At 64.5% G+C, this 23,281-nt stretch carries 25 protein-coding genes; 9 read left to right on the top strand and 16 right to left on the bottom strand.

Annotated elements, in window-relative coordinates; genetic code table 11:
• Positions 1 to 62: 62 nt before the first annotated feature.
• Positions 63 to 1,409, top strand: a complete 1,347-nt coding sequence (locus ABIC16_RS07735) for an NAD-dependent succinate-semialdehyde dehydrogenase (RefSeq protein ID WP_354290648.1) — start codon at positions 63 to 65, stop codon at positions 1,407 to 1,409.
• 127 nt (positions 1,410 to 1,536) lie between these two features.
• Here ABIC16_RS07735 and leuB read toward each other — a convergent pair whose 3' ends face one another.
• From leuB to ABIC16_RS07710, 5 genes are all read right to left on the bottom strand, one after another.
• Positions 1,537 to 2,589, bottom strand: a complete 1,053-nt coding sequence (gene leuB / locus ABIC16_RS07730) for a 3-isopropylmalate dehydrogenase (protein WP_277969626.1) — start codon at positions 2,587 to 2,589, stop codon at positions 1,537 to 1,539.
• Between the two features lie 52 nt (positions 2,590 to 2,641).
• Complete coding sequence (gene recO, locus ABIC16_RS07725) at positions 2,642 to 3,268, bottom strand: DNA repair protein RecO (RefSeq protein ID WP_354290647.1); 627 nt, start codon at positions 3,266 to 3,268, stop codon at positions 2,642 to 2,644.
• 108 nt (positions 3,269 to 3,376) lie between these two features.
• On the bottom strand, positions 3,377 to 4,333 hold the full coding sequence (locus ABIC16_RS07720) for a polysaccharide deacetylase family protein (RefSeq protein WP_354290646.1): 957 nt from the start codon (positions 4,331 to 4,333) through the stop codon (positions 3,377 to 3,379).
• Between the two features lie 73 nt (positions 4,334 to 4,406).
• On the bottom strand, positions 4,407 to 5,810 hold the full coding sequence (locus tag ABIC16_RS07715; protein ID WP_354290645.1) for an NAD(P)H-dependent flavin oxidoreductase: 1,404 nt from the start codon (positions 5,808 to 5,810) through the stop codon (positions 4,407 to 4,409).
• A gap of 67 nt (positions 5,811 to 5,877) precedes the next feature.
• Positions 5,878 to 7,014, bottom strand: coding sequence for a glycosyltransferase (locus tag ABIC16_RS07710; RefSeq protein WP_354290644.1), 1,137 nt, complete (start codon positions 7,012 to 7,014; stop codon positions 5,878 to 5,880).
• 438 nt (positions 7,015 to 7,452) lie between these two features.
• On the opposite strand from ABIC16_RS07710, the gene ABIC16_RS07705 reads away from it, so the two are divergent.
• On the top strand, positions 7,453 to 8,136 hold the full coding sequence (locus ABIC16_RS07705) for a GGDEF domain-containing protein (RefSeq protein ID WP_354290643.1): 684 nt from the start codon (positions 7,453 to 7,455) through the stop codon (positions 8,134 to 8,136).
• 241 nt (positions 8,137 to 8,377) lie between these two features.
• On the opposite strand, the gene ABIC16_RS07700 is transcribed toward ABIC16_RS07705, so the two are convergent.
• The 4 genes from ABIC16_RS07700 to ABIC16_RS07685 all read right to left on the bottom strand — a co-directional run bounded on the left by ABIC16_RS07700 (position 8,378) and on the right by ABIC16_RS07685 (position 12,487).
• Positions 8,378 to 9,514 (bottom strand): hypothetical protein, encoded by a 1,137-nt coding sequence (locus tag ABIC16_RS07700; RefSeq protein ID WP_354290642.1) that lies wholly within the window; start codon positions 9,512 to 9,514, stop codon positions 8,378 to 8,380.
• Between the two features lie 178 nt (positions 9,515 to 9,692).
• Positions 9,693 to 10,820 (bottom strand): glycoside hydrolase family 130 protein, encoded by a 1,128-nt coding sequence (locus ABIC16_RS07695; protein ID WP_354290641.1) that lies wholly within the window; start codon positions 10,818 to 10,820, stop codon positions 9,693 to 9,695.
• Entirely contained in the window at positions 10,817 to 11,575 is a 759-nt protein-coding gene (locus tag ABIC16_RS07690; RefSeq protein WP_354290640.1) for an SDR family oxidoreductase, read from the bottom strand. Before ABIC16_RS07690 ends, ABIC16_RS07695 begins: the two co-directional genes overlap by 4 nt.
• Before the next feature lie 36 nt (positions 11,576 to 11,611).
• A complete protein-coding gene (locus ABIC16_RS07685; protein WP_354290639.1) occupies positions 11,612 to 12,487 on the bottom strand; it encodes an alpha/beta fold hydrolase in 876 nt (291 codons plus the stop codon).
• 37 nt (positions 12,488 to 12,524) lie between these two features.
• Here ABIC16_RS07685 and ABIC16_RS07680 point away from each other — a divergent pair, with 37 nt between their 5' ends.
• Both ABIC16_RS07680 and astD read left to right on the top strand, forming a co-directional pair.
• Complete coding sequence (locus ABIC16_RS07680; protein ID WP_354290638.1) at positions 12,525 to 13,886, top strand: protein adenylyltransferase SelO; 1,362 nt, start codon at positions 12,525 to 12,527, stop codon at positions 13,884 to 13,886.
• A 51-nt stretch (positions 13,887 to 13,937) separates the two neighbouring features.
• Positions 13,938 to 15,350 (top strand): succinylglutamate-semialdehyde dehydrogenase, encoded by a 1,413-nt coding sequence (gene astD, locus ABIC16_RS07675; protein WP_354290637.1) that lies wholly within the window; start codon positions 13,938 to 13,940, stop codon positions 15,348 to 15,350.
• 44 nt (positions 15,351 to 15,394) lie between these two features.
• Here the strand turns inward: astD and ABIC16_RS07670 are convergent, their stop codons facing one another.
• The 6 genes from ABIC16_RS07670 to ABIC16_RS07645 all read right to left on the bottom strand — a co-directional run bounded on the left by ABIC16_RS07670 (position 15,395) and on the right by ABIC16_RS07645 (position 18,215).
• Entirely contained in the window at positions 15,395 to 15,712 is a 318-nt protein-coding gene (locus tag ABIC16_RS07670) for a hypothetical protein (protein ID WP_354290636.1), read from the bottom strand.
• 105 nt (positions 15,713 to 15,817) lie between these two features.
• Entirely contained in the window at positions 15,818 to 16,372 is a 555-nt protein-coding gene (locus tag ABIC16_RS07665; RefSeq protein WP_354290635.1) for a F0F1 ATP synthase subunit B family protein, read from the bottom strand.
• Positions 16,365 to 16,859 carry a F0F1 ATP synthase subunit B family protein gene (locus tag ABIC16_RS07660; protein ID WP_354290634.1) on the bottom strand — a complete coding sequence of 165 codons (495 nt, stop codon included), beginning with the start codon at positions 16,857 to 16,859 and terminating at the stop codon, positions 16,365 to 16,367. The genes ABIC16_RS07665 and ABIC16_RS07660 overlap by 8 nt, the downstream gene beginning before the upstream one ends.
• A gap of 19 nt (positions 16,860 to 16,878) precedes the next feature.
• Entirely contained in the window at positions 16,879 to 17,091 is a 213-nt protein-coding gene (locus ABIC16_RS07655; RefSeq protein WP_354280586.1) for a F0F1 ATP synthase subunit C, read from the bottom strand.
• A 60-nt stretch (positions 17,092 to 17,151) separates the two neighbouring features.
• A complete protein-coding gene (locus ABIC16_RS07650; RefSeq protein ID WP_354292275.1) occupies positions 17,152 to 17,910 on the bottom strand; it encodes a F0F1 ATP synthase subunit A in 759 nt (252 codons plus the stop codon).
• A 20-nt stretch (positions 17,911 to 17,930) separates the two neighbouring features.
• Positions 17,931 to 18,215, bottom strand: coding sequence for an AtpZ/AtpI family protein (locus ABIC16_RS07645; RefSeq protein ID WP_354290633.1), 285 nt, complete (start codon positions 18,213 to 18,215; stop codon positions 17,931 to 17,933).
• A 218-nt stretch (positions 18,216 to 18,433) separates the two neighbouring features.
• Between ABIC16_RS07645 and radC the strand changes: the two genes are divergently transcribed.
• The 4 genes from radC to arsH all read left to right on the top strand — a co-directional run bounded on the left by radC (position 18,434) and on the right by arsH (position 20,759).
• Positions 18,434 to 19,126 carry a RadC family protein gene (gene radC, locus ABIC16_RS07640; protein WP_354290632.1) on the top strand — a complete coding sequence of 231 codons (693 nt, stop codon included), beginning with the start codon at positions 18,434 to 18,436 and terminating at the stop codon, positions 19,124 to 19,126.
• Positions 19,127 to 19,170: 44 nt separating this feature from the next.
• Positions 19,171 to 19,503, top strand: a complete 333-nt coding sequence (locus ABIC16_RS07635; protein WP_354290631.1) for an ArsR/SmtB family transcription factor — start codon at positions 19,171 to 19,173, stop codon at positions 19,501 to 19,503.
• Positions 19,504 to 19,516: 13 nt separating this feature from the next.
• Positions 19,517 to 19,957: an arsenate reductase (glutaredoxin) gene (gene arsC, locus ABIC16_RS07630; protein ID WP_354290630.1), complete on the top strand. Its 441-nt coding sequence runs from the start codon at positions 19,517 to 19,519 to the stop codon at positions 19,955 to 19,957.
• Between the two features lie 64 nt (positions 19,958 to 20,021).
• Positions 20,022 to 20,759 (top strand): arsenical resistance protein ArsH, encoded by a 738-nt coding sequence (gene arsH, locus ABIC16_RS07625; RefSeq protein WP_354290629.1) that lies wholly within the window; start codon positions 20,022 to 20,024, stop codon positions 20,757 to 20,759.
• 235 nt (positions 20,760 to 20,994) lie between these two features.
• Here the strand turns inward: arsH and ABIC16_RS07620 are convergent, their stop codons facing one another.
• Positions 20,995 to 21,447: an EF-hand domain-containing protein gene (locus tag ABIC16_RS07620; protein ID WP_354290628.1), complete on the bottom strand. Its 453-nt coding sequence runs from the start codon at positions 21,445 to 21,447 to the stop codon at positions 20,995 to 20,997.
• A 237-nt stretch (positions 21,448 to 21,684) separates the two neighbouring features.
• Here ABIC16_RS07620 and purB point away from each other — a divergent pair, with 237 nt between their 5' ends.
• A complete protein-coding gene (gene purB, locus ABIC16_RS07615; protein ID WP_354290627.1) occupies positions 21,685 to 23,004 on the top strand; it encodes an adenylosuccinate lyase in 1,320 nt (439 codons plus the stop codon).
• Positions 23,005 to 23,281 lie beyond the last annotated feature (277 nt).

The following is a 23,281-nucleotide window of genomic DNA, read 5'->3' as shown; positions in this document are numbered from 1 at the left end:
AGACTTTGCGTTTGTCCCTGCATATTCCCGCATCCACTGTAAAATTCCGGAGCCTTCCCGCCATGTTCACCAGCATCAACCCCGCAACCGGCGCACCTGGCGAGAGCTTTGCCGAACTGACCAGGGACGAGATCGAAAGCAAGGTCGCCCGCGCGCACGCTACTTACCGCGAATGGCGGCTGACCCCGCTCGCCGAGCGGGCCGCGCTGCTGGAGCGGATTGCGGAGCAATTCGATGCCAACAGCCACCGACTGGCGGAGATCGCGACGCGTGAAATGGGCAAGACGCTCAAATCGGCGATCGCCGAAGTCGAAAAATGCGCCGCCGCGTTCCGGCATTACGCGCAGCAGGGGCCCGCGATGCTCGAACCCCGCGCCTTCGCCGGCGCGACCGCGACGTGGCACCCGATGGGGCCGGTTCTGGCGGTGATGCCGTGGAATTTCCCGTACTGGCAGGTCGTCCGCTTCATGGCGCCGACGATTCTGGCGGGCAACGTCGGACTGCTCAAACATGCCTCGAACGTCCAGGGCTGCGGCGCCGCGCTTGAGGAAATGGTGGTCGCGGCGGGCGGGCCAGCCGGGCTGTTCCAGAACCTCGCGATCAAGTCGGATAAGGTCGCCGCGCTGATCGCGGACGACCGGATCGTCGCGGTGACGCTCACCGGCAGCGAAGGCGCGGGCATGAAAGTCGCCGAAGCCGCCGGTCGCGCGCTCAAGAAGGTCGTGCTCGAGCTCGGCGGGTCGGACCCGTTCATCGTGATGCCGTCCGCCGATCTTGACGAAGCGGTCAAGCAAGCCGTCACCGCGCGGGTCCAGAACACCGGACAATCCTGCATCTGCGCAAAGCGCATGATCGTTCATACGGAGATTTACGACGCGTTCCTCGAAAAGTTCTCGGCCGCGATGAAGGCGGTCGTGGCAGGCGACCCATTCGACGCGGACAGCACGATGGGGCCGCTATCAAGCGAGGAACAGCGCGAGACAGTTCTCGGGCAACTCAAGCTGTTCGAACAGGCGGGGGCAAAGCTGCTGTTCGGCGGGGAGACGCTGCCCGGCAAGGGCGCGTTCATGTCGGCGGGAATCATCGTCGACGTCCCACTGGATCATGCCGTTGCCGAGGAAGAACTGTTCGGGCCGATCGCGATGCTGTTCCGCGCGGACAACATCGATTCGGCGATTGCGCTCGCCAATGCGGTGCCGTTCGGGCTCGGGTCGTCGGTCTGGACCAACGATGCCGACGAACGCGCGCGGTTCGAGCGCGACATCGAAGCCGGGATGATCGCGGTGAACGCGATGCTGTCGTCGTCGCCGGAAGCGCCGTTCGGCGGGATCAAGCGGTCTGGACACGGCCGGGAACTCGGGCCGTACGGGCTGCACGAGTTCATGAATTTGAAAACCGTGTTCGGCTAACGTCCTTAGCCCCTCCCCTTCACGGGAGGGGTTGGGGTGGGGAAGTCCAGCAGAACGAATCTCTCTGCGAGACACTGCCCCACCCCCACCCCTCCCCTGAAGGGGAGGGGCTTAAAGAAGAAGAAAGTTACTTCAGCGCCGCAAGCACCGCATCGCCCATCTGCGCCGTGGTCAGCTTGCCCCCCAGATCGACCGTCCGCGCCCCATCGGCAATCGCGGCGCGCACCGCCTGCTCGACCCGAACCGCAGAAGCCTCGTCCGACAGCGAGTGCCGCAGCAACAACGCCGCCGACAGGATCGCCGCGCAGGGATTGGCCTTGCCCTGCCCCGCAATATCGGGTGCAGACCCGTGGATCGGCTCGTACAGCCCGCAACTGCCCTGCCAATCGTTGAGCGACGCGGACGGCAGCATCCCGATCGACCCGACGCACATGCTCGCCTGGTCGGACAGGATGTCGCCGAACAGGTTGCTCGTCACGATCACGTCGAACGCGCCCGGGTTGCGGACCAGCTGCATCGCGGCGTTGTCGACATACATGTGGCTGAGCTTGACCTCGGCATAGTCGCGCGCGATCTCGTTGACGATCTCGCGCCACAGCTGCGACGTCTCGAGCACGTTCGCCTTGTCGACCGAGGTCAGCATGCGGTTGCGCCGTGCCGCCATCTCGAACCCGACCCGCACGATCCGCGCGATCTCGACCTCGTCATACCGCATCATGTCATGCGCCTCGCGCAGGCCGGTATGCGAGAAGCCACGGCTCTTCTCACCGAAATAGACGTCGCCGGTCAGCTCGCGGACGATGACCATGTCGATCGCGCGCGCGATTTCGGGGCGGAGCGCGGACGCATCTTCCAGGCCCGGCATCATCGTCGCGGGGCGCAGGTTGGCGAACAGGCCGAGTTCCTTGCGCAAGCCCAGGATCGCCTGCTCCGGACGCACCGAGCGTTCGAGCCCGTCCATGTCGGGGTCGCCGACCGCACCGAACAGGATCGCATCGGCGCGGTGCGCCAGCGCGAGCGTCTCGGGCGGGAGCGGATGACTGGTCTTGCGATAGGCCGCACCGCCGACAAGGCCAGGCTCGAACGTAAGGTCGAGCCCGAGCGCCTCGAGCACGCGGCGCGCCTCGTGCGTCACTTCGGGGCCAATGCCGTCTCCAGCGAGGATTGCGATCAGTGCCATGGTCCGTACCGCTCCGTGATTTGAAGGCGCGGCCATGCCGACCCTTGGCGCATCACGCAACCGCCCTTTTGAGCCGATCTGTCAAACGAGCCCGCGATTCGAGAGTTACGGCCCGCCGATCGACCAGAATTTGCGCCCCGAGTGCCTCCCCCAGTACGGAAAGGGCCGCGAACACGGCGTGCCAGTCGTTAGCGGCAGGGTCCGTCAGCGCGGCGGGCAAGGCCTCCGCGTCGAGCCCATAGCCAAGTTCCGCCAGCAGCAATTGCTCGTACCGCGCGATCGACAGGACCCAGCCGCGCGCGGCGGGTGCCAGCGCGATCGCCTCGATCACGGCATCCAGCGCCAAGTACAACCGTGAGTATGGCAGCGCCTCGGGAAGTGCCGCCGCCGTCAATGCCGTTACCCAATCGAGCGCGAGCGCCGGCAACGGTTCGGCGTACAGCGGCGCGCGGCTGGTGACGAGTTCGACCGTCAGGCTCGCGAGTTGATCGTCGGTCCGCGCGCGCCATTCACCCGCGACCCGGTTGGCGGGTTGCAGGATCGGGCGAATTCGGCTCGATCGCCCCCCGCGCACATAGCCCGCCTGCAGACCGTCGTCGGGGGTGAGCGCCCGCACGATCGCGCCATGCTCACCGTGATGGCGGACGCCGAGGATCAGGGCTTGGGTGCGCAAATGCATAAGCGCGTGTAGCGCGCCCGTGGCGGTGTGGGAACGATAAGGGGTGGGATGCTGCGTGGCCGTAGTCGTCTCGGTAGTTCTCCCGGTCTACGCCGGGGTCGCGCAACCCTATGCCGCGCGTTCCGCTACCAGGTTCGACCACAATTGCTCCGCCTGGCGCCAGCGCGTCCGCAGCGGATCGGGTGACAAGGGCGTATCGGCGTGGCCGGTTCGCAGCGCCGGGAGATCCGCAAAATGCTGCGTCGGCATCGCGTCCGCCCTCGCCGCGAGCAGCGCACACAACGCCTCGAACCGGCGGACATGGACGGCATTGGGGCGCGTGCCCGTCCGGTTGGCGAGTTCGAACCCGTGTGTCACGATCGTCACCGCGGCATGCTCCCGCGCAACCGCATGATCGAGCGCGGCGCGCATCTCACCGAGCGACAGCGCGCAGACCTGGAAATTGCGCAAGTGCCCCGGACGTTCTTCAATCAACGTGACCGGAACCTCGACGATCCCCAAGCGCTCGACCGGCGCGATCTGGCGAACCGGCAAGTCGATCTGGCTCGGCCACGGATGTTCGCTGCCGTTGTGGCTGCTGTCATAGGCGATTCCGTTGCGCACCAGCGCGCGCAGCGTATCGTCGTTCGCGCTGTACGACCCCGCACGAAACGCGACCGGGCGCGGCGCACCCGCAGCCACCAGCAGGTCAATTCCCCCTGCGATAAGGTCGCTCTGGTCGTCGTGCGAATATTCCACCATCTGGAACCGGCTGTAGCTCGCGCCGCCATCGTCCGCCGCGGCGCCCGACCAATTGGGGTGCAAGTGCAATTGCACCTCCTGCCCCGCCTGCAGGATCGCTTCGACCACACGACGGATCGGGTCGAGGCCAAAGACCAGCGCCGGCATCGGATCGACAAAGAAACACGCCTTCAACCCGGTCCGCGCCAAGGTGGCCAGCATGTGCGCAATACCGACCCCGGCGGGCTCGAACGAGCGGGCGAACAGCTCATCGACGGAAAGACGCGCAGCATGATGCCGCCACATCAGCTCGGTATCGACGGTCAGGAACACGGGTACACTCACCTCCCGGCCCTAGCGCGCGGGAGGTGAAAAAATCGCCAACCAATCAGTTACGAAATGTTGCTGGAGCGGGAGATCAGTCGCCCGTCAGGATACGGTCGACCAGTTGCTTCACGGTCGGCACGAACCCGTTGGAATAGAACGGATCGCGCTTGAACTGATACGCGCCATGCCCGGCGAACATCAGATTCTGCTCGACGTCGCCGCCATGCGCGATGTCCTGCAGCGTCTTCTGGATGCAGAAGCTGCGCGGATCGGCAAGGCGTCCGGTCGAGTTGGTCTCGGTATCCGACCAGGACGAGAAGGAGCACTGGCTGAGGCAGCCCATGCAATCCGCCTGGTCCTTGCGGATCACGCCCTTGTCCTCCGGCGTCACGAACACCAGCGTGTTGTCCGGCGTCTTGAGCGCATCCGTATAGCCCGCCCCGAACCACTCGCGCGCGCGGAGCAGGTCGTTGCGCGTCACCCAGAAGTTCTTGCCCTTCACGCCGACGTCGAGCTGGAACGTGTGATCGCCCGCGCTTTGCGTCGAGAAGGCGATCTGGCGCTCGGAACGCGCCTGCAAATGCCGCAGGAACGGGTTGAGCACCGCGCTCGAATAGAAACCGGTCGGGGAGAAGCGATGCAGCAGCACCTCGCCTTCCTGAATGTTGGTAAGCCGTGCCTTCCAATCCTCCGGGATCGGGCTTTCCTGCGTCAGCAGCGGTCGCGTGCCGAACTGGAACGCGATCGAGCCGAGCTCGGGATTGTCGATCCAGTCGGACCAGTCGCGCAGATACCAGACGCCGCCCGCCATCACGATCGGGACGTCATCCGAAATCCCGCCTTCGCGCATCGTGTCGCGCAGCGCCTTGACGCGTGGATAGGGATCCTGCGGGACCAGCGGGTCTTCCGCATTGGACAGGCCGTTATGCCCGCCCGCAAGCCACGGATCCTCATAGACCACCGCCGACAGATAGTCCGCCGCCTTGGAATAGGCGCGCTTCCACAGCGCGCGGAAGGCACGGCCCGAGCTGACGATCGGCAAATAGCTGACCTCGTAAGACGAGGCGATTTCACTAAGCTTGTAGGGCATCCCCGCGCCGCAGGTAACACCCGCGACGAGCCCGCGTGTGCGCTCCAGCACGCCGTTCAGGATGCGTTGCGCACCGCCCATTTCCCACAGGACGTTGATGTTGATCGCACCCTGGCCGCCCGCGATGTCATGCGCGCGCTGCACCTGCTGGACCGCGCCCTCGATCGCGAATTCGATCAGTTCCTCGTGGCGTTCGCGCCGGGTCAGCTTGGTGTAGACCTGCGGAATGATCTTGCCGTCGGGATCGTAGCTGTCGGCGTTGACCGCCGAGACCGTCCCGATCCCCCCCGCCGCGGCCCAGGCGCCCGCGCTTGCATGGTTGGTCGCGGCGACGCCCTTCCCGCCCTCGACGAGCGGCCAGACCTCGCGGCCTCCATAAACGATGGGCTTCAAACCTTTGAACAAGTGACCGGCTCCCGGATTAACATACGTGCGATATAGGCGTTGGATGCCACGCGCGGCAAACCGTGAATTACCCCAAGCGGCCTGGCTGGCCGAGGACGGTGGAATACAATGCGCGATAGCGCGCAATCATCGTCGCCTCGTCGAATTCCGCGACCGCCTTCGCGCGGTTCTTCTGCCCCAGATAGCCCCGCTGCTCAGGCGTGGCATCACATAAGGTCTGCAATGAATCGCGCAAAGCCACTTCGTGCGTCCGCCGATCGATAAAACTATGATTGTCGGGGGATACCATCGCGAGGATGTCGCCGACCGGCGTCGCGACGATCGGCAGGCCCGCCGCCATTCCCTCGATCACCGCGATCGGGAATTGCTCGCTCTTCGACGACAGCGCCATGATGTCGAACAGGCCGATGTAGCGATGCGGCTCGGGCAGGAAGCCGGGCAGGACGAGCTGGTTCTCCATTCCCATCCGCTCGGCCGTGTCGAGGATTGTCTGGCGCTCGGGCCCCTCGCCGACGATTACCAAGCGCACGCGCCCCGACAGACCGCCGACCGCGCGCACCAGCATCGGCAGGTCCTTGACCTCCCTCAAGCCGGCGAGCGTGCCAATGACAACTTCACCGGGCTTGCGCTTGAAACCAGGGATCGCCTTCGGATCGGGCTTCTTGGCGTAAAGCGCAGTGTCGATCCCGTTGGCGATCCGGTGCACTCGGTCGCGCGGCTGCTTCCACGTCTTGAGCGCGATCGCCTCGAGCGTTTGCGACGGCACCACCAGTGCCTCGGCCTTGGTCAGCGCAAACCGGCGATACAGATTGCGTTGCGGTTTCAGCCCGTCGGCTTCGTCGGCGTTAAAGCCGTCCTCGTGATGCACCACCGGAGGCATCCCCTTGGACGACACGCGCTTCGCCATCACCCCGTCGATCGCGCCCCAATTATACGTCAGCACCAAGTCGAATCGCCGCATATACGCCGCGATCGCCTCGTAGCGCTGGACCGACGGGCCACCCGTCAGCGGCGGCGGGTTCTGCGCGATCTCGTAATCGATGCCCGGCGCAATCGCCGCCTGCGCGCCATACTGTCCGTCCATGCTCGACACGATCGTATGCCGCGCATGCGCGCCGAACGCGTTCATCAGCCGCACCGCACGCGCCTCCTTCCCGCCGAGCGAGAAGGTGGAATGCAGGTGGAGGATGTTCACGGGTCGCATTGCCCGCGTGCTTACCGACTCCGCGGCGCAAAACCAGCCCCGTCGTGTCGCGGGCTAAACTGTGCGCAATGGGCGAGGTAGCGGCGCACCGAAGCTGCGTCGATGCAGTCCCTCACCGCGATGCGACCTACCGAAGCCCTGGTAACACAATATTAACCTTCTGCTCGTTACGGACCCTTAATGAATAGGCCATCGTCTCTTCAAGCAATGCCGACCCCACCGCGCTGGCATGACCGGCTGGACGTGCTCATTGCTTGGACGACCCGACTCTCCCGCGCGCAGGCGCGCACCATGACCGTCGCAGCGGTCGTCATCGCCGGACTCGCCGACTACGCGAGCGGGACCTCGCTATGGTTCGGCCCGATCTATCTGCTGATCCTCTGCTTGCCCGCTTGGACGCTGGGGTGGCGTGAGGCCACGCTGACCAGCGCCGCGTGTGTGGCGGTATCGCTCGCCGCGAACGGGCTCGAGGCGTATCCGCTCGGTCACACGGCGATCGCATGGAACATGGCCATGCGGATTCTGGCGGTGGCGATGATCATCATCCTGATGGCCGGCACACGCCGCTCATACGATCGCGAATGGCATCGCGCGCGCAGCGACCCTTTGACGGGTCTCGTCAACGAGCAGGCTTTCTACGACAACGCCGGTGCGGTTGCGCGGCATCGCGCATGGGGCATCCTCGCCTATGTCGATCTCGACGGCTTCAAGCAGATCAACGATCGGGACGGCCATGCCGCGGGGGACGAAGCTTTGCAGGCCTTCGCAAACGGAGTTCGTGCATTGATTCGACCGGGCGACGTGTTCGCCCGGATCGGGGGCGACGAGTTTCTTCTGTTTCTGCCAGTCGACAGCGAAGCCGAAGGCTACCGGCGCGCCCAAACCTTGCATTTGCAGATGAACTGCATGCCAACCCCGTACGCGCTGGGCTGCAGCATCGGCGCGCTGGTGTTGAACTTGCGCGAAACCAGGGTCGACAAAGCGCTTGTCGGCGTTGCCGACCGACTGATGTATCAGGCCAAGAACGAGGGCGGCACGGTCTGGATCCGTACGCCCGGCGTCCCGGAAAGCAGCCGTCTGAGCGGCCCCGGCGACGACCAGCAATCATCGCATGCTGCGTAGGATTATCGCGGTCTCAACACCTGCGGAGTCCCCCCGTCAGGGGAGGTTCGCTTGTCCCCTCCCCTGCTGGAGATCGAAGGCCGCCACCGCTGGGGGGGGGCACGCGCTACAGGCTGTATCGCGGCGCGGCCGCAACGGCTGTGAACGGGGAGCATTGGTGTCCGTTTTACCGGTCCTCGATCGATGCAAGACGTGTGGATGATGCACTTAAGGCCACCGACGGCACGTCTTACAGGCCTCGTTATGACCGTTTCGCGGACGCGGCCATATCGGGCTGCGTCAAGTCGAGCACTTCCAATCTCGGAGCGCCGCTTCGCCGTCTGATCAGGCTTCCCAACGGAACATCGTAGGTACCGCGCAAAGTAAACCGTTCGACACGATAGACCCCGCGATCAGCGTTGCTGGTCGAGAAGCCGGTATAGCGTCGTTCGGAAACCTGTTTGAGAAGCGATCCCGCCCATCCCGTCGGGGGCGAGCCGCGCAGGATCTCGGGCTCGTTCGTCTTGCCGTCAGGCGCGATCCAGAATCCGATATCGACCCATTCGATCGGATCGACGTCGGTTGAGCGCGCGGGAAAGGGATTGAACGTGTCGAATTTGGCTGCAGCCTTCTGCGCTGCAGCTATTTCGGTGAGTTTATAGGGAGGAGCCCAGATCAGCGCAGGCCCGCTCGCCCCCTCGTGACCGATCGTGCGAACCATCTTATCGATTTGCGCATTGTCTTTCCGCCCCGCCGCCAGGCGCAACCGCACGACCTGCAATGCCGTACGCAGCTTTGGATCATTTGCGATCGGACGCGCTTCGGCTTCGGCCATGAGTCGGGCTGCACCGGCAGTGTCGCCTCGCGCGTTGGCCAGTCCAACGCGACGTAGCGTCGCCTGCAAAGCGAGCGATGCGTTTCCTTCGGCCAAGGCGTGGCGCTCTACCGTTTTATACGAAATCTCGGCATTATCCGCATCGTGCTTCCCCAGCCACATATCGCCGATCGCAAACATGGCATCGACGACGGCAGGGTCATCACCGGGCAGATTGTCGCGAAGCGTCTGAACCCGCTGGCCGACTGCCCGCTTGAACGCATCCATATCACCGTCGTGCAAGGACACGGTGGCATAAGCTTCGTAGAGGGCTGAAACCGGTTTGGGATCGGTCGCGGCGTGGCGTTTGTTACGAGATATGGCCGCCTCGAGCGTACGCCGCGCCTTGATGTACGCGCCGTCTCGGAACTGTCGCTCGGCGAAGGCAATCGACACTTGCGCATCCCGCAACGGAGTACAGGTCTGCTTGACGCACGCTGCGTAGGCTTCCGAAAGCCGCGTGCCAGAGACAATGATATCGGGCGACGCACTCTGTAGCGACACCAAGAGGAATAAAGCGATCATCAATCACCTTCCAAGTTCATTCAGAACGAGTTCCGCCGCACGCCTCACGTGACACCAATGTCTCTACTGCATACCCCCTACCTTTTGCATCATCAACAGCAGGTTACGTAATTAAGCGAATCTGGCTGAAGCCCCCCTTCGAAGAACGTGACTCTTCTTTTCTTTTTGCGTAATACTACTAAGCGAACAGCGTCTTCGGCAGATGCGAGATCCGGCACGCCAGATCAGCCTCGCCGCTCGCGACAACATAATGATCCCCCGCATCGGCGATGCCCGTGGTGAAGACGACGTTGTCGATATACATCTGGTCGCGCAGCGGATCGGTCAGCGCAGGGTTGGCTTCGATCAGCGCGTCGTGGCTGGTGTGGAGTACCCGGCTCGGATCGTCGCGGTCCAGCAGCGACCAATAGGTCCGATACACCCCGACCACGCCCATCGGCTCGACCCCGTGCCACAGGCTGAGCCAGCCGCCGCCATCGGGCCCGTCGACCAGGATCGGCGGGGTGCCGCCGCCCATCCGCGCGGTCGCCATGGTCGCCGCATGCGGGCGGATGCCGGGGCGCTCGTGCGGCTTCCAGTGAAGCGCGTCGGGCGAGGTCGACAGGTTGATCGAAGGCCCCGCGCGCCACTCGCTCCCCGGCGGGTAGGCGAAATACAGGTCGCCCAAGGGCCGCGTCTGCGCCCAGTATTTGCCGCCGACCAGCCCTTCGAAGATCAGCATGTCCTTGTTCTGGTGATCGAGCACGATCCCCTCGAGCGTCCAGTCGATCGCATTGTCCGAGCTGTAGAGTGTCGTCGAATGCCGCTCCGGGCTGACCGAACAGGTCGTCATCAGATATCGGTCGCCGACCTTGCTGATCCGCGCATCCTCCACCCCGTAGCATTGGTAGGACGCACGCGGCGCGATCGCCTTGTCGTAATGCACCGCCACCACCGCGGTCCCGTCGGTATTGAGCTCCACCGGCAACAGCCACGACAGCGACGTCAGCGCCATCACCTTCCACCCGCCGCCACGCATCATGAACTTGCGCGGGTCAGCGGTGTCGACGAACTCGATCGGCCAGGCGTCGAGGCAGAAGCCGCCGTCATGCCAGCGGATCGCGTGAATCTGCTGGTCCTTGATCGGGGTCCGCAACGCTTCGGCGATCCGCACCATCAGCAGCAGATTGCCGTTGGGCAACCGCGTCATACCTGGATTGAACGCGCCCAGCACATAGGTTTCCGAATCGATCTGCCCCGCTAGCGGGGACTTGCTCAGATCGACATCGGCGGGGGTGAAAATCAGCGCGTCATGGGTGAAGGTCATTCCGAATCCTGATTCCGCGGCGAAATTGTCAGCTGCTGGATAACCGTTCGACGCGGCTGCGTCAGGATGTAATGCACCCCGACCGCGATATCCTCCGCGCGGAGTGACGTTTCGTCGCGGATCTTCTCGCGCTGCTGTTCGGGCGGGGTGTCCGGTTCCTGCATCGTCGATCCGGTCAGTCCCGGCTCGACCAGCGAGACGCGAATGCCTTTAGGCCCCATCTCGCGACGGAATGCCTCTGCGAAGCCCTGAATGCCGTATTTAATCCCGGCATAGACGGTCGAATTGGGGCCGAGCACATGCGCGCTCATCGACCCGATCAGCACGATGTCGCCTTCGTCACCAATCGCGGGAATCGAGGCGTGCGCGGTCATCAGATAGCCGGTAAAATTGGTCGCGATGGCATAGCGCACCGCCTCCTCCGACATGTCGCTCAAGCCTTCCGCGGCGATCGCGGCGTTGATCACCGAAACGTCGAAACCGCCGAGATGCGCCTTGCCCGCCTCGACGAACGCCTTGGGGCTGGCCTCTTCCGACAGATCGAGCGTGATCCCGTCGCCCTCGCCGACCTCGCGGATCCGCGCGAGCGCATCGGCAAGATGCTCCTCGCTCCGACCGCAGATAAAGACGCGCGCGCCTTCGCTCGCGAGCAGCACCGCGATCGCGCGGCCGATCCCGGTGGTGCCGCCGGTGATGATCACCCGCTTGCCCTTCAGGCTTGGCATCTTGGTGTGCGCGTCGGACAGGTCGGTCATGCAGGGGCTCCCGGGTTCACTCCCTTCCGAGACGCCTCAGCCAGCAGCGGGTTCCGGTACGATCCGCGCCAGCAACCGATCGATCGCGGCGATTGCCTCGGGTTCATCGAGCGTCGGGGCATGGCCGATCGCCGGGATCGTCACCAGTTCGCCCTGCTCCAGCACGCCCGCCATCCGGTCCGCGACGCTCGCCGCGAACACGTCCGAGGTCGCCCCGCGCAGGACCAGCGTCGGCACCGCCCTGAGCCCGTCGAGCGCGCGCCACATATCCGGCCCGGCCTCGTTGCCAGGGACGCGGAACGGCTCGGCGATCTTCATGTCGTAATCGAGCACGATTCGCCCCGCGCTGTTGAGCCGATAGAGCCGCTTCGCCATCGCGAGCCAGTCCTCGAGCTGGAAAGCCGGATAGACCGACTCATTCGCCTCCGCGACCGCGCGCGCGGCGTGGAGCCAGGTCGGCCAGGTATTCGACTTGCCGACGTAACCGCGAATCCGCGACAGACCCTCGGGCATGATCTCCGGGCCGACGTCGTTGAGCACCACGCCCGCCAGAGTCGCGCGCGCGGTTCCGGCGAGCAGCATCGTCACGATCCCGCCGAGCGACGTGCCGATCGCGACATAGCGCTCCACCCCCAGTTCCGCGAGCAGCCCCTCGATATCCTGGACGTAGGTCAGGGGCACGTAGCTCATCGGATCCTTGGCGTAGCCGCTGTCGCCGCGTCCGCGCAGATCGACCGTGATGACTCGCCAGGCCGGCGACAAACGCCGCGCGAGCGCGTCATAATCGCGCGCATTCCGCGTCAATCCGGGCAGACATAGCAGCGGAGGGCGCGTATTCGGCCCGGGATAGTCACGATAATGCAGTCTTACGCCGTCGTTTGACCACCAATATCGGTTTTCATAGGGTGGCATGGTTGCGTCCTGCGGTTGGAGCCCTCCATATTCACGTATGGACACCCCCCCGCAACCCTATCGCCCGGAAACCACGATCCTGGATCTCGGCGACGCTTTCTACGACCCAGTGGTCGCGGCACATTTCCCCGAAACGCACCTGCGCTTCCGCAACGATTCGGCGGCGGCGGAAGTCGGGCTGGAAAGTCTGGGCGGCGCGGAGTGGATCGAGCATTTCGGCCGCTTCGTCCCGCTGCCGGGCAGCCTCGAGAAGCCGCTCGCGCTGCGCTATCACGGCCATCAGTTCCGCAACTACAACCCCGAAATCGGTGACGGGCGCGGGTTCCTGTTCGCGCAGCTGCGCGACCGCGACGACCGGCTGATGGACCTCGCCACCAAGGGGTCGGGCACGACGCCGTGGAGCCGCTTCGGCGACGGGCGCCTGACGCTGAAAGGCGGGATGCGCGAAGTGCTCGCCACCGAAATGCTTGAAGCGCTGGGCGTTCCCACCTCGCGCAGCTTCTCGCTTATCGAAACCGGCGAGGAACTCGAGCGCAACGACGAACCCTCCCCGACGCGGTCCGCGGTGCTGGTGCGATTGAGCCACAGCCATGTCCGCATCGGCACGTTCCAGCGCCTCGCCTATCTGCGCGATGCGGAGAACATGACCCGGCTGGTCGGCTACGTGCTCCGCAACCTGTACGACGAGGAACCGGGCGACAACGCCCCGGCGCGTCTGCTCGATCTCGTCGTCGGCCGCACCGCCACGCTCGCAGCCAGCTACATGGCGGCGGGGTTCGTCCACGGCGTGCTCAACACCGACAACATCAACGTCACGGGCGAGAGCTTCGATTACGGCCCGTGGCGCTGGGCACCGACATGGGACCCGGCCTTCACCGCCGCCTATTTCGATCACGCCGGACTCTATGCGTTCGGTCGGCAGCCTGAGGCGATCCACTGGAATGTCATGCAACTCGCGGTCGCCTTGCGCGCGGTCAGCGAAGCGCAGCCGTTGATCGACATCCTCGAGACGTTCCCGGAGCGTTATCAGCGCGCAGTGTCGGACGCGATCCTGTGGCGGCTCGGCGTCGTCCCGCGGGAACCGACGCGCGACCGTGCGCTGGTCCAGACGATCGAACAGGCGCTGACGCGGAGCGAAACCGGGATCGACCGCTTCTTCTTCGACGCATTCGGGGGCACCGCGCCGGAGGGCGCGGCATCCGACGACCTTCGCGCCGCGCTTGTCGGCTATGCGCCGCGCAAGCCCCGTGCGCATGCCTACTGGTCCGGCGTGCCGTGTTCGATGTTGATCGACGAAGTCGAGGCGATCTGGTCCGCGATCGCCGAGCGCGACGATTGGGGCCCCTTTCACGCCAAGATCGACGCCATCCGCCAAATGGGCGAGGCCCTTGCGGGGTGAAGGTGCGTCAGGAAAGTGGATTAACCCTGAATTCTGGGGCAAGACTCGCCAATGTCGAGTGATCTGCTTTCCTACGAACCCGCCACCGGTGCCCTGCTGTGGCAAAGCCCGATCGGGGATACTGACGTCGAAGTCGCGGCGGCGCGCGCGAGCTGGGCTAGCTGGGCGGCGCAGCCGCTCACCAACCGGATCGAAACGCTGCGCCGTTTCGCCAACGTGGTCCGCGCGCGGGCGGACGCCTTTGCCGACCTGATCGCGCGCGAGACCGGCAAACCCTTGTGGGAAGCCCGGACCGAGGTCGAGACGGTCATCGCCAAGGTCGACATTTCGGTCACCGCTTATGCCGACCGGACGCCGCAGCGTCGGCTCGATACACAGATGGCGGGGCGGATGGCGCTGCGCCACAAGCCGCATGGCGTGTTGGCGGTCCTCGGACCCTATAATTTCCCCGCGCATCTGCCCAACGGCCACATCGTCCCCGCGCTGCTCGCTGGCAATGCCGTGGTGTTCAAACCCTCCGAAAAGACGCCCGCAACCGGCGCGTTCCTGGTCGACTGCTACCGCGCGGGTGGCGTCCCGGAAGGATGCATCCGGCTGCTCGTCGGCGGCGCTGACGAGGGCAAGGCGCTGGCTGCGCACGACGGGATCGACGGGCTGTTGTTCACCGGCTCCGCGCCGACCGGAATCGCACTTAACCGCGCCTTTGCCACGCGCCCGGAAAAGATCCTCGCGCTCGAAATGGGCGGCAACAACCCGATCATCGTGTGGGATTCACCCGATCTTCAGGCGGCTGCCGTCATCATCGTCCAGTCCGCGTTTACCAGCGCAGGTCAGCGCTGCACCGCCGCACGCCGGTTGATCGTCGACCAGAAACTGTACGACCCGCTGATGGACGAAGTCACCAAGCTGGTCGGCCGGGTCATCGTCGATGAACCCCATGCGAACCCGGCACCGTTCATGGGGCCGGTCATCGACAATCACGCCGCCGATATGCTCAGCGAGAGTTTTCTCGAACTGATGATGCGCGGCGGGCGGGCGATCCGTCACCTCGAACGCCCGGTCCCCGACCGGCCGTTCCTGCGCCCTGCGCTGATCGACACGACCGAGCTTAGCGAACGCCCCGACATCGAACTGTTCGGACCGATCCTGCAGGTGATTCGTGCGGCGAGCTTCGAGGATGCGATCGTCGAGGCGAACAACACGCGCTACGGCCTGTCCGCGTCGCTGCTGAGCCAGAACCCCAAGCTGTACGATCAGTTCTGGGCGAATGCGCGCGCGGGGATCGTCAATTGGAACAAGCCGACCAACGGCGCCTCGTCGGGCGCGCCGTTCGGCGGAATCGGCTGGTCGGGCAACCATCGTCCAAGCGCCTATTACGCCGCCGACTATTGCGCCTATCCGGTCGTTTCGAACGAAGCCGACCAGGCACGGGCCAGCATCGGCGTGGGCCTGCGCGACGACTGATCGAATTCCCGGCTCTTTGAAGGCCGGGAATCCAGGACACGACTTTACTTCAGGACGGCCAGGTCCGCCTTGACCTTGACCAGGGCCTCGTCGGTCAGCGCGCCGCCCGACAGCGGTTGCACCTGTGACAGCGACATGCTCTTGAACTGATCGTACATCGGGTGCGCGGTGATGTTGTTGAGGTCCGCGTCGAGCACCTTCTTCGCGGCAGGATCCGCAGCGATCGTCTCGATCGGCGTATCGAGCGTGAATTTCGCGATGGGCGTAGCGGCGGCTGCAACTGGCGCAGCGGACGGCGCCGACTGTGCTGCCAAAGGGGCGGCGGACGCCAGGACGACCGCAGCAAGAACGATGGATTTCATGACGGAGCCTCGTTGAGTGACGACGGCGCGAATCGCCGTGGCTCGCCACCCTAGCTCCGAGTTATGACAAGGGAAATGGAACGCACCGGGCCAGCCGGCGCGCGATCAGTTGAGGCGACCCAGGCCAGCGATCGTGCGGTCGACCAGCGCCTTGTCGGCGTCTGCGCCGTGGCGTTCGGCGATGACCGTCGATGCGACCCGTGCGGCGGCATCGGCCGCCTGCGCACGGACTTCAGCGATGGCGCCACGCTGCGCGGCGGAAATCTGGTCCTGCGCCATCGTCTGGCGACGCGCGACCAGTTCGGTAAGGTCAGCTTCGGCCTTCGCAACCATTGCGGCAGCTTCGGCCTCGGCATGCTTGACGATCGCGGCGGCATCGCCAGCGCTTGCCGCGTCGCGTGCCTTCGCGGCGACGAGCAGCGCCTCGGCTTCGGCCCGCAACCGCGAGGCCTCGTCGAGTTGCGAACGAATCTTCTCGATCTGGCCGTCCAGCATCCGGGCAACCAGGCCCGGTACGTTCTTCCAGAGCAACAGCCCGATCACGACCAGCATCGACAGCGCGACCCAACCGGCTGCGTTGATGCCGAGCGCGGTCGGCTCGTGATGGAGTTCGGCGACGCCCGTCGTTGCTACCGTGTGTACGGTCGAACCCTCAGCCATGCGCCAATTCCGTCTTCACACGCGCTTCGATCGTCGAACGATCCACCGCCACGCCCGAAAGCTTGGCAATGATCGCTTCGACCGCATCGGTCGTTGCTGTTTCAATCTCGGCGAAGGCCTGCGTCTTGGACGCTGCGACCTGCGCGGTTGCGGCGGCAAGCTGTGCCTGCATCGCCGCATCGCTTGCCTTGAGCTTGGCCTCGGTATTCGCGGTGGCGCGATCCTTGGCCTCGCCCAGCGCCAGGGCAGCCTTCGACCGGGCGTTTTCGAGCCCGGTCTGATAGGCTGCCTCGACGGCGTGCGCTTGCGCGCGCGCAGCCTCTGCCGCGGCGATGTCGCCGTCGATCCGGCCGTTACGATCGTCGATCGTCGCCTCGATCTTGGGGACCATCGCCTTGCCGATCCCGAAATAGATCAGCGCGAATACGATCGCCAGCCAGAAGAGCTGAGAAGCGTAGATCGCGGAAATCTGGTCTAGCTGCGGCATCGGATGCGCTCGCTCTTACTTAGCGGACGACGAAGAGGATGAGGATCGCGACGACGAACGCGATCAGGCCGAGCAGCTCCGATGCTGCGAAGCCGATGAACAGGCGACCCTGCTGGCCGTCTGCTGCGCCCGGGTTGCGGAGTGCGCCCTCGAGGAACGAACCGAACACGTTGCCGACGCCGAGTGCCGCGAGGCCGACACCGATCGCTGCCAGGCCGGCACCGATGTACATTGCACCAAGATCAGTCATGTTAAGCTCCTTAGAATACAGTCAGATGGGTGTTGAAAACGATTAGTGCAGATGCACCGCGTCGTGCAGGTACAGCGACGTGAGCAAGGCAAAGACATAAGCCTGGATCGCGCAGACCAGCAGCTCGAGCGCGCTGACGCCGACGATCATGATGAAGCTGAATACGCTGACGATCGGGCCGAGCGCGCCGCCTGCGTTGATGCCCTGCACCACGAAGCTGCCGAACACTTCGAGCAGGATGTGCCCTGCGGTCATCGCGACGAACAGTCGCAGCGCGAGGCTGAACGGGCGGACCATGAACGACACGAACTCGACCGGGATGATGACGGGCATCAGCCAGCCGGGCGCGCCGTGCGGCACGAACAGCGAGAAGAACTTGAGGCCGTGCTTCGCGAAGCCGACGACCAGCACGATCGCGAACGACAGGAACGCCAGGATTGCGGTAACCGTGATGTGGCTCGTCACCGCGAAGGTGTGCAGCCCCGGCAAGATCGCGAGCGGCATGACACCGATAAGATTGGCGAACAGGATGAAGAAGAACAGCGAGAAAATGTAGGGCGCGAACTTCTTGCCGCCCGAACCGATGTTCACGGTGACCATCGAATCGATGAAGCTCACCGCGTTCTCGGCCAACACCTGCCAGCGGCCGGGGATGAGCTGGCGCTTGAGACCCCCCGCCATGAATACCGCCAGCAACACGAACACGACGACCATGAACAGCGCCGAGTTGGTGAAGGAGACGTCGTAACCGAACAGCTCGATATGGCGGCCCAGGACGGGCTCCACCATGAACTGTTCCATCGGATCGATTTTGCCGGCGCTCACTCCGCGCGCTCCTTCGAAATCTTCATGATGTTCATGAACGCTCCAACGACGGCCAGCGCCAGCACGATGAGCAAAGCCCACGGGCTGGTCCCGAACCACGAATCGATCGCCCAGCCAAGAATACCACCGCCGAGCAACGCTCCAAGCAACAACGCGAGAACGCGCGTGCCCTGACCGTAGCCCTTTGCCTGCGGCACCACGCCCTGGCCACGCGCCTGCGATGCCGCACGTGCCGAGGCAATGCGGGCTTCGAGGTCGTCGGTCGGGCGGTTATCGGCCAAAGGGGCGCCTATCCTGATAAGAAAACGCCGCCGTGCCTCATGGCACCGCGACGATATGTGCGGGAAACAGGGGCAACCCCCGTGTGACGGATCGTTTAAGAAGCAGACCGGGGGGTGTCAACCATTGGTCGCGCTCCGGCCCTTACACCTTCCGGCCTGTGCAACCAAGTCCAGCCCCGCGTTGCTTCGTCGCAAGCGTAACGATACGTCTGGCTGCGATGCGCGCGCCAGCCCCTCCCCTCCCCGACCAGGCCGGTCACCGTGCGCGCCTGCGGGAGCGGCTGTTCCGGCAGGGGGAAGAGGCGCTGCTCGATCATGAACTGGTCGAATACCTGCTCGCGCTGGCGATCCCCCGCCGCGACACCAAGCCGCTCGCCAAAGCGCTGATTGCCGAGTTCGGCGGCATCGGCGCTTTGTTCAGCGCCGAACCCGAAGCCCTGATGCGAGTCTCCGGGATGGGCGACACATCCGCCGCTGCGATCAAGATCGTCCAGGCAGCGGCCTTGCGTCTGCTACGGGTCGAGGCGAGCACGCGGCCGGTCCTCGCAAGCTGGCAGGCGCTGCTCGACTATCTTCACGCCGATATGGCACACCGGACCAACGAGCGCGTCCGCGTGCTCCACCTCAACGCGCGCAACATGCTGCTGCGCGATGAAGTGATGAGCGACGGCTCGATCGACGAAGCCGCATTATATGTGCGCGAAGTGATCCGCCGGGCGATCGATCTCGGATCCGCCGCGATCATTCTGGTGCACAATCACCCGAGCGGCGATCCCGCCCCCAGCCGCGCCGACATCGACATCACGCGCCGTGTCGCCGAAGCGGGAAAACGGTTGGGAATCGCGTTGCACGATCACGTCATCATCGCGCGATCGGGGCATTCGAGCCTGCGGGCAATGGGGCTGCTGTAGCGAAGAGGGGTTGCGCTGGCGGACCCATCGTCTAATCTGGATATATGAAATCCACTTTAGCCATCGCCGCGTTGGGTGCGCTCGCCCAGGGAACCCGGCTCGACACATTCCGCTTGCTGACGCGTCACGTGCCTGAGGGCTTGCCGGCCGGCGAAATCGCGCGACAACTCGACGTGCCCCAGAATACGATGTCCGCGCATCTGGCGATCCTGACGCGCGCCGGACTCGTGCAATTCGAACGGCGCGGCCGAATCATCCTGTACCGCGCAGACCTCGATGCGATTCGCGGCCTGATGGTGTTTCTGGTGCAGGACTGCTGCGCGGGCAACGCCGACCTGTGCACGCCGCTGATCGCAGATCTAACCCCGACGTGTTGAGAAAGGGCCCCTTATGGCCACGCCGAACATCACCGCTGTCACCATCTATCACAATCCGAAATGCGGCACCTCCCGCAACACACTCGGTCTGATCCGCAACGCCGGGATCGAACCGACGGTCATCGAATATCTGAAGACGCCTCCTACCCGTTCAACGCTCATCGATTTGATCAAACGGGCCGGGATCAGCCCCCGTGCCTTGCTCCGCACGAAAGAGGCGCCATACGCCGAGCTCGGCCTGGCAAATGAAACGGTGTCCGACGATGTGATCGTCGACGCGATGATGGCACACCCTATTCTCATCAACCGACCGTTGGTCGTCTCTCCGCTCGGCGTGAAACTGTGCCGACCATCCGAAGAAGTGCTCGATCTGCTTCCGACGCCGCAACAAGGCGCCTTTGCGAAAGAGGACGGCGAAGCCGTTATCGATTCGGCCGGTCAACGCATCGGCTGACATCTGGCTTCCGGGCGCGCCGCCGACACGGTGAGCGCCCCCTTATTATGAAAGACCACCGTCGATGCCTCTTCGCCCCCTGCCCGACCCCGACGATTTGCCAGCGCTCGACAGGCGCTATACCCATGCGCGCCCCGCATTGGGACTAGGCGCAGGCGACCCACCGCCGCGGATCCTGTTGCTGTACGGATCGCTGCGGGAGCGCTCCTTCTCGCGGCTTTGCGTCGAGGAAGCCGCCCGGCTCCTGCAATTCTTCGGGTGCGAGACGCGGATCTTCGATCCGTCGACGTTGCCGTTGCCCGATCAGGTCCCCGGTGACGATCATCCCGCGGTGCACGAATTGCGGCAGCTGTCTTTATGGTCCGAGGGCCAGGTGTGGTGCAGCCCGGAACGGCATGGCCAGATCACCGGGATCATGAAGCTCCAGATCGATCATCTGCCGCTGGCGATGGGCGGAATGCGCCCGACGCAGGGCCGCACGCTGGCGGTGATGCAAGTCTCGGCCGGTTCGCAATCCTTCAACAGCGTCAATGCGTTGCGCGTACTCGGCCGGTGGATGCGGATGGTGACGATCCCCAACCAGTCGAGCGTCGCCAAGGCCTTCGCCGAATTCGACGACGCGGGCCGCATGAAGCCGTCGAGCTATTACGACCGGATCGTCGACGTAATGGAGGAACTCGTCCGCTTCACCGTGCTGTTGCGTCCGCACGATGCGCAGCTGGTCGATCGCTATTCGGAACGGAAGGAAGCCGGGCGCGTGATCGACCCGGCGACCGATCTTGCGAGCATCGCCGGGCGCTGAGCGTGCGACGCGTTGGCTGCGACGCAAGCTTCGGCAGCCTCGCAGACTGGTGGCCCCCTCCGTTCGCCCTGAGCGCAGTCGAAGGGCCTGCTCGAAACGGGCAAACCCCAGCGCGGAGCAGTGCTTCGACTTCGCTCAGCACGAACGGGGTGAGAGGAAAGAGTGAAGCGCGGGCACATAGTAATGCCCCCCCCATCGCGCGCTGCAAACACGCGATGAGGGGGCGACCTATCGATCAGCCGGCGGCGGACAGGAAGCTCGTCAACTCGCCCTTCGACACCTTCTTGTTCTTGTCGAAATCGGCCTGCGCAAAGGCGGTCGCGACCCAGGTCTTGGTCGCGGGCGCGGTCGCCTTGGTCGACGGGTCGCTCGCCGTCTTGAGTGCGACCATCCAGGCGCTGAACTCGGTGGCGCTCAGCGAGCCGTCGCCGTTCTTGTCATAGTTCGGAAATTCAGTCCCGACGACATCGGCGATCTGCGCGCCGCTCGCGGGTTGCGCTTCAGCTGCCTGCGCGGGTGCCGATTCGGGCGCGGTCGGCGCCTGCCCTGCAGGTACGGCCTGAGTCGGACTTGTATTCGTCGTGTCCGGCTGCGCGTCGGTAGGAACAGTGGTCGATGGCTGCGTGACCTGTGCAAGTACGGGTGCAGACACCAGGACAGCACCGGCAATAATGATCGACTTCAGCATTACGCGTCTCCTTGACTCGGATCGAACGGGTTTCTCACCCCTCGATACCTCTGCCCTCTTATGCTGCACGATACCGCATATTGCTATGCCTAGAGCCTTTTGGGGCCGGATTTGAAGCCTCGCTCCGTCCCTGCTAACGCCCTGCTCATCCAGTTGCGTGCCGAATCCGCGATGGGCCGATCCGGCCCCTTGTCCGGCACATGACCCCGCCCGCTCCGTTTTGACGAAGGATTGCCGATGGTCCCCCGCTATTCCCGCCCCGCGATGACCGCGATCTGGACGCCCGAAGCCCGCTTCCGCATCTGGTTCGAGATCGAAGCGCACGCGACCGAGGCGCTCGCCGACCTTGGCGTCGTCCCGCGCAAGGCGGCGGACGCACTATGGGCGTGGTGGGCGACCAAGCCCGAGATCGACGTCGCCGCGATCGATGCGATCGAAGCGGTCACCAAGCACGACGTGATCGCCTTCCTCACTTGGGTCGCCGAGCAAGTCGGCGACGAAGCGCGCTTCATGCACCAGGGGATGACCTCGTCCGACGTCCTCGACACTTGCCTTGCGGTGCAGTTGGCGCAGGCGGCGGATCTACTGATCGCCGACATCGACGCGCTACTCGCAGCACTTTCGGTCCGCGCGCATGAGCACAAGATGACCCCGACGATCGGGCGCAGCCACGGAATCCATGCCGAACCAGTCACATTCGGTCTCAAACTGGCGCAGGCCTATGCCGAATTCGCGCGGAACCGGGAGCGTTTGGTCGCTGCACGGGCGGATATTGCAACATGCGCGATCTCGGGTGCGGTCGGCACCTTCGCCAACATCGACCCACGCGTCGAAGAGCATGTCGCCGCGAAGCTTGGCCTGACCGTCGAGCCGGTCTCGACCCAAGTCATCCCGCGCGACCGTCATGCGATGTTCTTCGCGACGTTGGGCGTGATCGCCTCGTCGATCGAGCGCCTCGCGACCGAAGTGCGCCATCTCCAGCGCACCGAAGTGCTGGAAGCGGAAGAGTATTTCGCGCCAGGGCAGAAGGGCTCGTCGGCCATGCCGCACAAGCGCAACCCCGTGCTGACCGAGAATCTGACCGGCCTCGCGCGGATGGTGCGTGGCTATGTCACCCCCGCGCTCGAGAACGTCGCGCTGTGGCATGAGCGCGACATCAGCCATTCGTCGGTCGAGCGCTATATCGGCCCAGATGCGACGATCACGCTCGACTTCGCGCTTGGGCGGATGACCGGGGTGATCGAGAAGCTCCTCGTCTATCCGGTGCGGATGGAGAAGAATCTCAACAAGATGGGCGGTCTCGTCCATTCGCAGCGCGTACTGCTCGCGCTGACACAGGCCGGGGTGAGCCGCGAGGATTCGTATCGCCTCGTCCAGCGCAACGCGATGAAGGTATGGGAATCGGATGGCGAACTGTCGCTGCTCGAACTACTCAAGGCCGATCCGGAAGTGACGGCTGCCCTGTCGGTCGCGGAGATCGAGGACAAATTCGATCTCGGCTATCACCTGAAGCACGTCGACACGATCTTCGCCCGCGTGTTCGGAGCCAAAGGTTAACGGTTTGTCGACAAAAATGCGCTGCTCAACGTGCAAATGCTGCAACTGCGAATGCGAGTAATAATGTTGCTCAGATAAGCAACAATCTCCAAATGCCTCCGTGCCGGGATGAACCGGCACGGAGACCTTACAATGCGCATTCTACAGAACCTGGCCAGCGGCCTTATTGCCGTGGCCGGTGTCGCGCTGGTGGCCGAAGTCCTGATCTTCTAACCACCCGACCGCTCGACCGCCCCTTGCGACAAGGGGCGGGAGAAGCGCGTTAAGTTTCGGATTT

It is taken from the genome of Sphingomonas sp. PvP055, from assembly GCF_040546365.1.
GTDB classification, from domain to species: domain Bacteria; phylum Pseudomonadota; class Alphaproteobacteria; order Sphingomonadales; family Sphingomonadaceae; genus Sphingomonas; species Sphingomonas echinoides_A.
The sequence above is the reverse complement of the archived record's forward strand: the minus strand, read 5'-3'. Positions and strand labels throughout refer to the sequence as shown.